Raw genomic sequence first — 14988 nt, forward strand, 5'->3', positions numbered from 1 at the left:
TTGTTAAGCTTACAAAAGTACGTACTTTATGCCTATAAAAGTACGTACTTTTGGTATATAAAGAATACTAATTAACACAGAGTTAAATACGTATCTTTATAATACTCCTGATTAATAAATAAAGTATCTATGAAATACGGATTAGAAGAACAAACCCTACAAACCATCTTTCTTATATTCGGCAAATACCCGGAAGTAGAGGAAGTAATACTCTATGGTTCAAGAGCTAAAGGGAATTTCAAGCCTTTCTCTGACATAGACATCACTTTAAAAGGGAAGATCTCACCAGAGACCTTACTTTCCATCAATTGTGCATTCTCCGAATCCTCACTGCCATATCTGTTTGATATTTCAATATTTAATGATTTAAATAATCAGAATTTGATTGATCATATCAACCGTTGGGGAAAAGTTATTTATACCGCCGCCTCAACCGATATATCAGCCAACCAGCCATAATCAAAGCAAGTCCGATTACAATACCAAAGGCCCATTCTCCAAGCTCCATTTTAATAGACTCCCAACGAGATAACTGCTTCTCAATGGGATAAGGTACACAAATACTATCCGTCCGATTGATATAAGTCGTATCATATACAAGTTTATTTCTATATTCAACATGCCAACGGTCACGAAAAACAGTATCCCCTTTCATAAACATAAAAATACTATCATGTACGTGGATAGAATCACGTAACCAGCGATCGCGATATTCTGTATTTATCTTAACCGTTTCTATCGGAACATATTTAATACTATTACAAGATACCAACCATGCCCCGATGGATAGGAGCATGGTCAGTATGTAAATAAACCGTTTCATGGTTTCACAATTGTGTTACGCAAAAAGTTATTAAACTCACTTCGCACATCGAAGCACGGGCAGCTTTTGATATATTCTCCCGGTTCAACTTCACCACTGTCATCAAGATCAGGAGAAGTATCGCGATGTCCAAGCAACTCAATGATATCATATTCTTTACATAACTTTGCAACCAGATCACGAAGAGAGTTCTTCTGCGCTTCTGTCCGGGTATCTGCCGGACGTCCATTCACATCGAGCCCACCAATGTAGCAGATACCAATACTGTGTTTATTGTATGACACCCCGGAAAATCCTTTTGTATTGCAATGAGCTCCATCAAAAGAGAGTGGGCGTCCGTTCTCTACAGTACCATCAAGATCAATTACAAAGTTATAACCGATCCGGATGAACCCTCTTTGTCTGTGCATATAGTCAATATCTTTTGCACGTAAATCCAGTCCGGTACGTGTGGCCGAACAGTGAATAATAATTGAATCAATTTTATTCATACATTTTTCTTTTATTTATTATAGAAAAGCATAACAGAATTATCAATAAGTATTTTATAGGACTCAATAATCAGAAGGTGGTACACGGTCGGTACATCCACGAACATTACACTTCTTCATTTCAGCCTCTTTAAGACACATCTCTAATTCATGCTTTTCACTAGTCACCTTAAGAGCCTTCTCTTCTGATTTTCTAAGCTCTATATACAAATAGTCCACTTTCTCATCTCTTTTTATTTTTTCAGACATAACGCGTGCTATTTCATCTTTCAACGTATTGATAACGATAAGAAGATTCTGCATTTCCACCCCATCTGCTGAAGCATTCTCTTTTCGGGCATTCGTCCTATGGTTAACAAAGAAATTAACAATCCACTTTATGGCCTCCAAACCTCCTAATGCACCAATTATGGTTAGCCAATCATTCAAGTTCATCCTTACCTGTTTATTATTCCTCTATCTATTAAAAAGAACTGTTCACTATTATGTATTCTCTCCTATTACAGTAAAGAAAAACGCGGACCTCACATGTTTATTGGCAGTGTCGGCGTCATTAAAGAATACACCAAAATTATTCCCATTTAAATCGCTGACAATCGGTGTCACATTATTCTCGGAACTATTCGGCCGATATGGAGTTATCTGTACTGTATAGTTAGCATGCCCCAAATCGTGTATTATCTCATAATCATTTCCGGAAATATTCACACCGAAAGCATAAGCGGCACTAAGTCTGCCACGTCCTTTGCGCCCATATTGGTATTCGACCTCTCCATTATACCCGATTCGTCCGACAAGAATAATGCCGGGAACATCCATCAGATTTCCGGGAGAAACTCTTACTGTTCCGTTGGGAATACTAACAGCTATATTTTTATCACGCGGATCACCTAAGCCCCCTTGTATAGATGAAGGAACTGCGTTGAGAATTACAAGTGTCTTTGCCATATTGCCCGTACTTTTATCTTCCAACCACAATGCCCCCCTCGATCCGGAAGTTCCAGGTAGAACTCCCGTCCCGAGTGCAACATAATAGTTATCATCAGAATATCTTAAGAAACCATTATACACAGACATCTTACCGATTTGAGATCCGTCTTCTATAGTTACATTTTTGAATGTACCTTCGTCAGCGTCAACTTTTCCTTTAAACTTATACTTTTTATTAATCGGATCCAACTCAAAAACAGGCTCATTATCTACAAGAGCAAAAATACCTGTACGTGTAGTTCCATCTGAAGCTGTGATACAATCTTTACCTTGTGCAATACCTGTCAATAAACGAGTTCCACTCTCATCAGTCTCAACTTTGCCGGAAAACATTTTTGGAGTAACAATATAATCACCGCCCAATTCGGTAGCATAGCCATTCCATTTTTCTATCCATGGAAGTAAATTGGCATCAGCGCCAGGATTACCTTGTTCTCCCTGCTGACCATCTAAAACTTTATGTATGGTTGCCAGAGCAATAACTGTATTTACATCATCATACGCTGCTACTGTATAAGACTGTATAGATGAATCTCCGTAATCAATAGAAATTGTATGAAGCGGACCTCCCCCCATCGGAGGAATTACTTCCCAAATTTGACTACCTGCTGAAATTGTAAATCTTCTTACACCACATAATTCTTTCTTCCCAGAAGTTATTTTATAAAGGGAAGCTTTTAATGACTTTCCTTTAGGTACTCCATCTGCTATTGCCGAAATAGATTGAACCGTATTTCCATCCTCATTGAACTCGATTAAGTAAAAAACAGCATCTTCACCCTTATCCCCTTTCAGATTCTCTTTCGCTTCCTCCGAAAGGTTATCCCAGGTCAAAACTACATCCTGCATTGTACATACATACTTCCCCTTCGACTCATCCCATTTCCAAGAAATTGTACCTCCGGCAATGCACCCGGATTTGTCAGCGTTAAATTGTGCAGAGCCATCACCGAACATGGCTGAACCGTCCGGTTTGATCTGATAAACAACGTGGTTATCTACAGTTCCTTTTATCATACCATTCTCACAATAGAATCCTTTCATGTCGCCTTCACCCGGTATGCTTCCTCCCATTCTCATATTAAGGCAGCCCTCAAAGCTTTTCGAGTTTATATTAAAGAGGATATCAATAGCAGGTTGCCCTCCTTCGTCTGCATGTAAATAAATAGCAGATTGCCTGTCTTTGTTTATTCGATTACCAAACTGAATAATTTCATCGCCCGGCTCCGGGATATTCATTTCCCCACTACCAGCAACATACTCAATTCCATCTTTATACTCAAGCGACCCCATAAATTCTGTAGCAGGAATAATAAGAGTAGTGTTATCATTAATAATATCAGTTATTTCTACCCAATAGAATTTCGCCATATTACTAAAATGCTGACAACGGATAATATCATGGGCAACAAATGACATTTCATCCTCAATTGTGATATACCAATTACCATCTTCCTTCAATTCCGCTGTTTTAATCTTACCATTACCCTGTGAGATATTTAATGCACCTTTTATACAACGTATTTTACTAATCAGCATTTCAAACACAATCATTGTCCTTCGAACTACCAGTTCATCCGTTTCTATTCGCCATATGCCGGACACACGTTCCCAGATTTTCCAACCATGCCCGGCAAAGCCGGACACAAAATCTTCTATATACTCCGGGATTAGCTTTCCCGCCTTATTCAATATTTGTTTTCCCGTAGCTTTTGCCGACGAGAGGAAACCGGATACTCCGGTTGATGATAATATAGCCATAATTAATCTTTTATATTTTTTCTGATAATGGATAAATTTTATTTGCATATTGACTCCAGTTGGAAGCTGTTTTATAAACATCCACAGAAGTATCGGGAACATAAAACTTACATGTTGGTTCTATCATCTGAAACGATTTTACAACCATAGGAGGAACAACAGCTCTGATTATTACTTCATTCAAAGGGGAATGCTGAAATTCATAGTTTATTAATTTAATCGAATTTCCGAGGTCTACATTTGTCAGAGAGGTGCACTGCCAGAAGCAATTACTTAGAGTCTCGCATCTGTTCCCTATCCTGACAAAAGATAAACGCTGACAAGTGGAAAAGATACTTGCCCCCAATGTTACGACATTATCTAAAATAACTGTTTCTAATCCTGATTTATAAAATGCTGATCTCTGAACTTCTTCAATATTTTCCAGATTAATGCTATTTAATGCTTCGCATCCATAAAACATACATCCAGATACTATTTTTAATTGCAAAGGAAGTTTTACAGACCGTAATGACAGGCAACCACTAAACACATCCCATGCACCAGTTGTATATCCTATAAATAACTCAAATTCATCAAAAGATTTTATTTCCGTTCGGTCCCTAAAGATCCCATCAAATGAAGAAACAATCTTTATCTGTTCTATTTTCGTACCTATACCGTCTCCATAGTGAGTGGCAATAAGGTTTTGTACAAAACTATCCTTAAACCTAGTATAGTATTCACCCGTTATATTCAATACCAACTTCTTAAACGTATTTTTCAAAGCCTCAATAGAATCTTCATAGCAATTTGCATTGATATTCAACGTACCGTCCAACACCGGATAGTCGTCCTCACCGGAAAGTCCTTCACTACTCAAACCAGAATAGGAGCCATCCGCCAGTTGTGCCAGTTTATCCAACATCTCCGAACTCTCATAGTTCTCATCAAATCCAACGGCACGTATGCGCTTCAAAGCATGTGCTCCTCCCTGATCATCTTGTGTATTCATTATATCTACAAGCAGCCTCATCGGATCAATGCGTGGACAATCGACCACAAAGAAGTCAGTGATAATCCCTTTACACAAGTCAATTCCCACACCTTCATTGGTCATCAAAGGATAGTTTGCCAGCGTCAGATATTGATTGTATGCACTAAACTCCACCGTACGCAAACCACCACCAGCAGGAAGAATAACTTGTACAAGCGATGTTCCATCCGCATGTACCTCCTGCAAATGTGTACAAGCTGCCAGATTCAACGTACCGGCCAATGTAGATATATTCGACAATAGCAGCCGTTGTAAGGATACGCAATTAGAAATAGTCAACGACGAAATAGAGATGACAATAGGTTCTGTCTTACTACCCAATCGGATATCACGTAACATCTGTCCCTGAATTATCATCGATCCCTGTACATTCTTATTATGCCAGTCACCTATATCCTGCAGATAAGAGGCCCCCTGAATAGCATTCTGTTGATCACCGGACCCGGACAGTTCTATCTCCATTTCACAAACATCACCGGACTTCGTACGTGTCCCCCGGATAATTGACGTACCATTGGCTATTGCCGGATACATATCCATAGCCGGAGTCAATTCATACTTTATGGTATTTCCGGCAGCACGAACAGTGATTGTATCTGTCCCTCCGGCACTGAAAGTCCCAAAACTATATTTAGACATCATATACAAGATGCGCTTGGTTATCCACCTCTGTTCTGCCAGATAATGATCGCCAAGACTCTGTGTGATAGGATCGGTATCATTGGAGTATTTTCCCGCATTATAAGCAAGCTTACCATTCTCATAACAATACTTTGCATCCGCATTATAAGCGTTCTCCGGGAAATACTCCTGTGCATTGTCAAAGAAATACTTCTGATAAAATGCGTAAATCTTCTCCAGGTCATTACCGCTCTTCAAGCCACCAAGTGTTTGCATGGCTGTCATCATTTTGCGCATACTTGTTATCTTCTCATCCGGAAAAGCCAGTTCCATCAGATTAAAGAAGTTGTTTGTCTCACCGTTCCAGATGGAAGCTCCCGTTTTGTCCACATCATGTGTTTCTACACTATATTCTTTGTCCGGCAATCCCCGGTTGGTAGTATCAAAGCGGGTATCAGCATCATCTACACGCCATCTCCACTTCGATGTTTCCGTTCCAAAACAGTAAGGATACGTATTCTTTGCACGCTCATCCGTACCTGCATTAAATTCTACATTATTCATAAAAAACAACGTATCCTCCACATCCCAATACTGCGGAGCTTCTTTCCTGAACTTAGCAATGCGGGCATTGACAAAAAGCATATTCAGTTCATCGCCCGTTTTGTTTTCCAGATCGGCAGTCCCCAATCCATACCCTTTATCCACAAGCTGAGAGACAAGATTTATCGTGCCATTACCTATATCAGAAGGAATAAATTTATTTTGTGAGGACTCAAAATAGTACACATTATATAGGTTTACATCCCCCTCTTTGGCTATCCAAAATTCATAAGGCTCATTGCGATACGTTATCACCTGGGCATTCAGTTCATCCAATGTGCCATTAAAGGGTTTCAGACGTGGAGAACACTGATAAACCATATTATAAGCAGGAATGAATTTAGAGATTTTATCCAGTTCCCCCTCACCGAAGTTCCATGAATTTGCACCATTATACTGCCATGCCTCTTTGTCTTCGTTGTAAAACACGTTGTTATTCCACGGGACGCGAAACAAAGTACACAATGGAGAGTTATCCGATCCTTCAATGCTCAAAAGATCCGGGAACAGATCCGTATCAAATCCAAACGTATATTTATCCCCTTTATCCGGTCCGAAAGTATACAACCCTCTGAATATATAAATCGTTTCACCCTCATCATTTACCTGTTTTTCAAAACATACAAATGGAATCTGATAAACAGCCACACGTGCATTTGCATATTTCTCTGTCTTCATCGCCTCATTCAGCAAGCCCACTTCCCGATACAGGTCATCATAAGAGTTGACCGAACCTATCTTATGTGAATGCATAGAGGAAGCAAAATTCTTCTTTGCCGTGAACTTCTGTCCTGCAGGAAGAAAAGGCGTCATCTGCCACTTCTTTGCAGAAGTAGTCCCATCGGCATGTGTTACCACAGAATTCACTTTATCGAGCTGATAACGGGTATTCCATATCCAGTACTTCATAGAAGAAGTTCCCTGTCCTTTGGCTGTCACATTGCTGATTGACACATTCCAGTCGGGATGATCGTAGAAAAATACCTCCAGTGTACCTACCCGCGAGGTCTGATCGGCCATAGAAGGAATCGTGTTGTCATATACTATCACATTAAACTGATCTTTCGTATTTTCAAAGTCGATCTCCGAACCATTTGAGTCAAAAATATCATTATTTGCTTTGGCGGCCGTTTTCTCATTTATATCGGATAGCCAGTTGATATAGTTGGTCATCACCCCCTGTGAGGTTAATCCGGAGTCGTAAACACGTATTCCATAAATATCCACATCCGCATATTCAGATCCAATAACAATACCGCCACTATGCGCAAAGTAATCATTACTTTCATAGGTAAACTCACGATTCTTCACCCCGTTTACATAGAGAATACACAGATTGAATCCGGAGTTCCCGTATGCATCCGGAAGAATAGTCAGTGCCAGACGTGTACGTTTTCCTTCAAATGTATGCAAGCTCTGTATATCCTCATTTTTGAGTGACTGAGAATGCATAATAATCTCATCGGCATATATATTAAGCCCCACAAAGGAATCTCCCGAAGCAGATGAAATCGTAATAACAGGCTCCGTATAATCCGTCACATTATCAATCCTGTAATCCACTTCAATGGTTTTACCCTTGCGTGCGCATTCTACCTCAAAAGGTTTGTAGTCCATTGTCAGCATAGATTCTGCAAGTAGTCGGAGGGTTTTATTTCCATCCATATCCGTCATCCAACCATCATTACCCCAGTTCAGATTTTTCCAGACTCCGGTTATACCGGAACCATCTACCTCATTGATGATCGACTTATAGTTTTCCTGCCTGTTGGAACGTGTCTTCGGATTCATGTAAAACACCGAACCTGCCACAGCAGAATATCCCAAAGAGTTGTTCACAGAGAAAGAGATCGGACTTACCAGCTCCGTTTCCCCATCCAGAATATGAGTCACAATTTCAAAATCTGTGTTATCCATTGTTTCAATTTCCATCGGAAAAGAGAAAGTATGTTTAGTCGAACAGGCAATATTATCCTCGGTTGAGGCAAATACAGACATACTATCCTGCTTCACTACAAACTGTGCAGAAGTAGCCACATTATCACCATCGTACATGGCATACTCAAACAGAGTATTCTCGGACCAGTTGATAGCTTTGACCAATGCATTATTCACTGCCACCAGCTTGACTTGTTCGCCCGGAACAGCACAAATTACATTGAAAGACAGCGTCTTCGTCTTTATACTCCCATCAGAATTTGACACATAAGCAGATATTCGGAACACTCCGGTCTTTCCGGGATGAGGAATGGCATAATTGTAAGCAGTTTCCACATATACACTTGTACCTAAAGCCACCTCATAAGACTCATTATAATCTGTACCGGATATATTTACATACAGAGTTTTAGATACATTGCCACCAATATAAAGAGGAAGTGTCACGTTACCGGTATAAGCTGTCCACCATTTAAAGTTACCGGCATCAACAGATAATGAAGTGAGCTGAACGGTGTACACAAATGCCGGTGTAGTAACCTCCGTCACTGTTCCCGTCACTTTAATCATCACATTATTAACTCCGGAAGTCAAAAACTCAGCTACATCAATAGTAGTTGGAACTGCAGAATTAACAGATAGCTGTTTGACCACTGCATATTCATCACTATTACTGCTCTTCACTGATATCAGGCACACTCCACGTTCTCCCGTATCTTCATAAGCTTCACCGGAGTCATAGCGTTCCTGAGAAACAAAGGTGAACTTCAAAAAGCAAGGTTCCCCTTTACTTGCCGAGATATTCTTGCTATCAAGGTTATTCGTAATACGTACATTACGTTGTATCCCGGTAGAGCCTCCTCCGCCTAACTCTTTCTTTTCCCAGGCAGTTCCTGTCCACTTATATAGTGCATCCTCATTAAATACATAGCATACGCATCCTTTGAGCAGATAAGAGGTATCAAGTGCATCTCTTTCGGAAGTTGTATTAACGGGAATCCAGCCGCTACGTATCAATCTCTCTACAGCCCACTCTTTCGTACCGGCTTTACGAACCAGAATATCATCCGTATCCGAAAATGTATCGGCAGTATCGTCTACATTGCGTAACCCGCCAAGCGTGGTGGCTCCGTCACTTGCCGGAACTTCTATCAATGCAACAGAAAGGGGCTGTGAATCATCATCACTCTCTTCGATGATATTGGCTGACATACCCATGTTACTCTCTTCTATTAATCCATCAGATAGTACAGAATGAAATTGCGATGCTGTCTTTGATGAACGTACAATAATTCCTCCGTTAAGTTCCAATAAATAATCAGTACCATCTGCCTGATCTTTACGTAAAAATCGTTCATTAACCGGACTATCTATATCCAAATCATATGCTATATCCGCATAGGCTGCTTTATTAGCATGAGCGGCTTCATCAGAATAAGCAGCAGCATCAGAATAGCCAGCTTTTACTTTCTCATCAATATTCACTACCTCCCCACTATCATCATCAAGAACAGAAGTCTTCAAATGCAAATAATTATCATCATCAATAGATATCTTATCCAATGTTAACAAATTTTCATGAGTATGTCCATCTCCTGATACCGAAGAAGTGTTCATATTAACGTTAACACTTCCACCACTAATTCCGACTTTTTGTAACCTTTTACTCCGTGCTTTTGCTTCTCTGGTTACTGTTAGAACATTATATTGTTTTTTCATAATCTATCCCCTCAAAATAATCTGGTTCTACCTGTACTAATTTCACTTCACTTTCTTCAGTTATTACATGCTGCACATCACTAACTATCATATAATTACCCGGCTCACTAAGATCTGTATACAATCCAAAATCATTAAGTAATCGAACCGTACCGGTCAACATATTCATTCGATGACTGTATTGGCTGTATACAGTTCCCATGAGTAACTTTTCTATATAATCTGTAACTCCTGCACGGCTAAATTTTACTACAGGATTATAATCTTCTTTCCGTAACAGTATCCCCAATCCACACACCTTCAAATCTCCACTATTTCCTAAAAAGGTGTCTATATCCAAGTCCTCTTTTGCAGAAGTATTTACCCATGAGGAATATTCTATATCCTTAGTTTCAATTTCTTTGCCATAACCATCAACTATATCCAAAGTAGGTGTTTTATAAAGCAACCAACGAACTTTTTCTGCAAAGCCATCAAATACCGGATGCTGTGCTATATCACTATTAGAGTAGCCCGATGAACCTTGATTAAATATTCCTGTACCTATTTCTACTTCTATCGTGCCTTGTACATTTTTCGGTATAGAGATATATTCACCTGCCCCCATTATATCGTATAAATGACATAAAGAAAAATGTGGATATTGTACACATTGATGGTTTTCCATCCATCCTCCCGGATATTCAGCCTTAGTCAATTTATCTTCACGCGGAGGAGTATAATAAGAGAGTACAGCATACGGTCTATTAGGTTTATTAGTTTCCGGATAATCTCCATCTACCCAACGTTGGTTACCACCATAAGAAACGCCAATTTCCTTATCATAAGAAACATTTGCATAATGTTTCATTACAATTCCCTCTGCATTTCTTATACGCATTCTAAAAGGAATATGTACACATCTGATTTTAGTTCGCATCTTTTCATAATCCCCTTGCTCATTATAATCTCCGGATGTTTCAAATGGATTATAACGGACATCAAGTAATACTCCCATCTTAAGTCGCAACAAACGTTGCCTTTTCTTACCGTAAGATACTGATGAAAGAACATTAGGAACATCTATTTTTTTATCTATTTTTATCAACGTTTCATAATTAGTGAATAGCGAATTATTCACTATCGTATTATACAGACCATATTGATTAGCTCTAATTTTTACAATCCAGGCCACTCCTTCACCTTCATAATTGGAGAAAACCGGATCTATTTTGAAAAGCATCGCATATTTATGTATAAAAAGCCCCTTTGGTGCCGGTACAGATTGAAAAAGATCCATATAGAAACCTTCCGAAGCATTCATAAGGTCATCACTACCCACAGAATAATCCGTACGCACAAGCAGATCAGTAGCAAAAGGAGATAAACCCTCTGTTATGACTTCTTGCTTCATAAGTTCTGTCTTATCATACGGACTAAAAGATACCTTCGCACTTTTATATACAGCATCTACTCCAAGCACAGCATCCTTTCCTTCCCAATGTATTAATTCCGGTTCAAAGGTATCTTGTATAGCATTCAAATCATATATAAACACATCTCCGGATCGCTGTATCATCCTCATTGCAAATGGCCTCAATGTTTCATCCAATACGGTTCTCCATGTCATTGGCTCTCCATCTTCATCATAAAAATTACCACAGTTAATACAAGTATGAGAAAGAAGAGTTTCTGATGAAGTATCTCCTGCTCGAGAAGTAGAAATATATTGTTGTATACCCCGGATATTTATAAAAGAATTATGTAATGCTTTCTGAAAAAGCTCTAAAAGAGTCAGAAATCCGTCCTCTTGAAACTTCAATCGGTCTAATACAGCAAAATCACTAAATGTTAATGTAACCTCATACTCCTTTTCATAGGAAAAAGGTTCTTCATAAAGTTCCGTATCCAGTGTTCCACTCCAATAAAGTGTATCGTCACGATATACATCCATGCGGATACTACCCGTATCAACAGTATACAGGTCTTTATACTGTCTATCTACCCGGCTTACAACAGTTAAAGTAGCCTTACTACTTTGAACCGGCTCTAATTTGTCTGTTTCTCCCCACTCTATTACCAATGGATCATCTGCCGGAAAATCCAAACGCCCGATAGTTGCATATTTTTCCTCGGCATCCTGCCATATCTCAGCTCGCCATAAAACACCAGCTATACTGAAGAATTCACCTTTATATCTAAGATATTTTTCCATATTATTTTGTACGTTGATTAATCCTATCTACTTTATTCAATATTCCACGAAGAACCCGTCCGTCTATTACAAACTCAACTTCCCCCCCTATACCTCCGGCAGGTTGTAACATATTACGCAATCGATTGAGCGGAGCCACTACTTCCGGATTATTTTGTGCTCCGGAATATTCGCCAAAAAGCCCGAGAGTAGGACCATAAGCTAAACCGCCTGCCGCAAATTTTGGAATAGAAGCCAATGCAGCCAAAACACTAGCAACAGCGGCAATGGCTAAGATCGGTCCAACAAATGGAATACTAGCCATAGCCGATGCTGCACCCGTACCTGCTGCTGCTGTATTTGCTGCAACCTGTGTCCCTTGTGCTGTACATAATGCCAAAATTTGTGGTATAGCCGCTCCTATCGCTTGAACACAATTGGCTCCCCAATCAAGCCATTGCCCGGCTGCCCCTCCAATAAGATCACCAATACTTCCCATGGCTGTACCCATAGATCCCAGCCCATCAATCATATTAGCATTTCTCTCTCCCATTTCATCCACTGCCATATTCCACCTCTCCATATTGGAAAGTGGTTTTTCCATATTTGGCACCTCCGGCTCCGGCAATTTCATATCCTTAAACCCTTCTTGTGTCAACATGGAAGATCTCATTCCCGGATTGTCTTTTATGGAATCATTCTGTAAGCGCTCTACCATCCCACTAATACTACCCCCTACAGGTGTAAAATCTATCGGAATAGATATCTCACCATACTCTTTTTTGAAGGTTTCTCTTTCAATCCAGTCTTCTGCACCTGCTATTTGTTTTTTCAGGCTATCAATTTTCAACTGAATATCTATAGAAGCCGTACCAACTGTAGTATTTGACAAACTTTTTTCCAATTCGGAAAGTTCCTTTTTCATAGCTGCAATACTTCCTTTAGCAGGAGTATCCGACTCTGAAGAGAAGACTGATTTTGGTTTCTCTGTTATCGTATTCGTATCAGGTTTTTGAAGTGGAGAGCCTAAAACCGCATTTATCCGTTTCACTTCTTTTTCATAATCCTTTCGGGCAGACTGCATACTATATATATAAGGCGTAACCGGATTGTCAATATAAGAAGAAGCCTGGCCGGCGGTTCCATAACTCTGTACAACTGTTTTATTCAACTTACGGACAAATTGCATCCATCGTTCCGGAATTTCTTTATCTCCTCTCCGAATACTGGCAGCTATACCCTCAAATACCCGGTTACCAGTCTCTTCACCATATTCTTCCGTAAGTACCTGACGCATTTTTGTGAGATTCTGACCTTCTTTATCAGCCAATGCATCTCCTGCCGAGGATAAAGCACGTTCGCTGGCACGGGCACGGGCTGTTTCAAGAATAGCTGTACTCAGTTTACTATAGGCTACACGTGCAGTGTCTACATTGGTTATCTCTATTCCTAACTGACTTAGATAATCTCCATACTTTTCCTGAATTTTATCTTTCGCCCGTTTCCATTCATTTGTTCCTTCCTTAGCTTTATACAAACTACCAAAAAGTGTATCCAAAGAATTCTGCTCCGTAGATACCTCTTTATTCATGTCGGTCATTGCTTCATCTAAGCGCTTCTGTGCTTTTGCTGTTTCGCTATTACCTAATGCTAATTTGTATATTGCAATTCCAAGAGTTGCAGCAGCGGCAGCAGCTATAAGATAAGGACTGGAAGCTATGGCAATATTCATAGCTTTCGTTGCACCGGTAGTGGTGGCGATGGCAGCACGAGCCAATAGTACTTGCATCTGGTAGATATAAAGGGCACGTTGTCCCCAAATAATAACTCCATTATAAGCATTTTGAGCAGTGGATACGAGATTAAAAGAACTACTCATTCGCTTTAATCCTTTCGCAAAAAAAGTCATTATAGGAATATATTCATTAAATAACGAAAAAAACTTAGCTGAATCTCCTGTAATATCTATAAATTTAAGCTTCAGTTGTTTTAGTTCATTTTGGAACTCCTGCATTTTTTTTGATGTAGAGTCTGTACTTTCAGAAAAAAACTGAAAATCATTTGAATAACGTTGAAATAACTTTGCATAATTCGACAACGATTCAAAGCAACTAATAGCTACGTCTTCCATTTTTTTACATACACCAGTAACAGATTCTACTGCCTTTGTAAATTCATCCAATGACCTTGAAGCCATTTTCATATTCTCTTTTACATCAAATAATATTTGATATTCTATCTTATTATTCATATATTTGAAGTATTAATTTAATTTATATAATTATGAATTTTATCATAGGTACGATCATCTTTTTAATTCTTTGTTTAGGTATAAACTCTTTTCTTAATGATATTTCGTCTTCTTCAAAAGAAAAGAAAAGAAAAGAAGAAGATGAAGAGTTAAAACAACGTCTACACGATGAAGACAAATACGATAATGATTATCGCAAGCGCCATTCATAATATTTTCATTTATTTCAATAGAAATTTTGTATACTATTTTATTATTCATATATTTGAATTTATTTATCTTTCAACATGCAAACATTACTCATTCTCATACTCATGTCTGTAGTGATTTTCGGTAGTTTAGCCGCAATTATACCTGAAGATCCGGTTCACAAATATTTTCGTAAAACAATCGAAGAAAAAAAACGTATGAAAAAGAAAAAAGAAGCAGAAGAATTAGAACGACGGCTTCGTGAGGAGGATAAATACGATAATGATTATCGTAAACGCCATTCATAAATGCATTATCAATTTCCTTACACAATTCTATCTTACTATTCATATCTTGTCATATAAATTATTTAATAATATGAAAGTTCTTATA

At 38.9% G+C, this 14988-nt stretch carries 10 protein-coding genes; 3 read left to right on the forward strand and 7 right to left on the reverse strand.

What is annotated here, in order from left to right:
* Positions 1 to 129 precede the first annotated feature (129 nt).
* Entirely contained in the window at positions 130 to 459 is a 330-nt protein-coding gene (locus VCM39_RS22320) for a nucleotidyltransferase domain-containing protein (protein WP_122201236.1), read from the forward strand.
* Here the strand turns inward: VCM39_RS22320 and VCM39_RS22325 are convergent.
* From VCM39_RS22325 to VCM39_RS22355, 7 genes are all read right to left on the reverse strand, one after another.
* On the reverse strand, positions 413 to 823 hold the full coding sequence (locus VCM39_RS22325) for a hypothetical protein (RefSeq protein ID WP_322932290.1): 411 nt from the start codon (positions 821 to 823) through the stop codon (positions 413 to 415). The two genes, VCM39_RS22320 and VCM39_RS22325, sit on opposite strands and share 47 nt — an antisense overlap.
* The gene (locus VCM39_RS22330; RefSeq protein WP_221648353.1) at positions 820 to 1314 is read right to left on the reverse strand and encodes an N-acetylmuramoyl-L-alanine amidase; all 495 of its coding nucleotides are present in this window, start codon (positions 1312 to 1314) and stop codon (positions 820 to 822) included. Before VCM39_RS22330 ends, VCM39_RS22325 begins: the two co-directional genes overlap by 4 nt.
* Before the next feature lie 63 nt (positions 1315 to 1377).
* Positions 1378 to 1749 carry a hypothetical protein gene (locus VCM39_RS22335; protein WP_221648352.1) on the reverse strand — a complete coding sequence of 124 codons (372 nt, stop codon included), beginning with the start codon at positions 1747 to 1749 and terminating at the stop codon, positions 1378 to 1380.
* 48 nt (positions 1750 to 1797) lie between these two features.
* Positions 1798 to 4065: a hypothetical protein gene (locus tag VCM39_RS22340; RefSeq protein WP_322932291.1), complete on the reverse strand. Its 2268-nt coding sequence runs from the start codon at positions 4063 to 4065 to the stop codon at positions 1798 to 1800.
* 10 nt (positions 4066 to 4075) lie between these two features.
* Complete coding sequence (locus VCM39_RS22345; protein ID WP_221648351.1) at positions 4076 to 9982, reverse strand: leucine-rich repeat domain-containing protein; 5907 nt, start codon at positions 9980 to 9982, stop codon at positions 4076 to 4078.
* Positions 9966 to 12176: a hypothetical protein gene (locus tag VCM39_RS22350; RefSeq protein WP_221648350.1), complete on the reverse strand. Its 2211-nt coding sequence runs from the start codon at positions 12174 to 12176 to the stop codon at positions 9966 to 9968. Before VCM39_RS22350 ends, VCM39_RS22345 begins: the two co-directional genes overlap by 17 nt.
* A 1-nt stretch (position 12177) precedes the next feature.
* The gene (locus VCM39_RS22355) at positions 12178 to 14406 is read right to left on the reverse strand and encodes a hypothetical protein (RefSeq protein ID WP_221648349.1); all 2229 of its coding nucleotides are present in this window, start codon (positions 14404 to 14406) and stop codon (positions 12178 to 12180) included.
* Positions 14407 to 14438: 32 nt separating this feature from the next.
* Between VCM39_RS22355 and VCM39_RS22360 the strand changes: the two genes are divergently transcribed.
* On the forward strand, positions 14439 to 14618 hold the full coding sequence (locus tag VCM39_RS22360) for a hypothetical protein (RefSeq protein ID WP_007483097.1): 180 nt from the start codon (positions 14439 to 14441) through the stop codon (positions 14616 to 14618).
* A gap of 75 nt (positions 14619 to 14693) precedes the next feature.
* Complete coding sequence (locus tag VCM39_RS22365; RefSeq protein WP_007483096.1) at positions 14694 to 14903, forward strand: hypothetical protein; 210 nt, start codon at positions 14694 to 14696, stop codon at positions 14901 to 14903.
* Positions 14904 to 14988 lie beyond the last annotated feature (85 nt).

It is taken from the genome of Bacteroides mucinivorans (assembly GCF_034654355.2).
In the GTDB taxonomy this organism is placed as follows: Bacteria; Bacteroidota; Bacteroidia; order Bacteroidales; family Bacteroidaceae; genus Bacteroides; species Bacteroides nordii.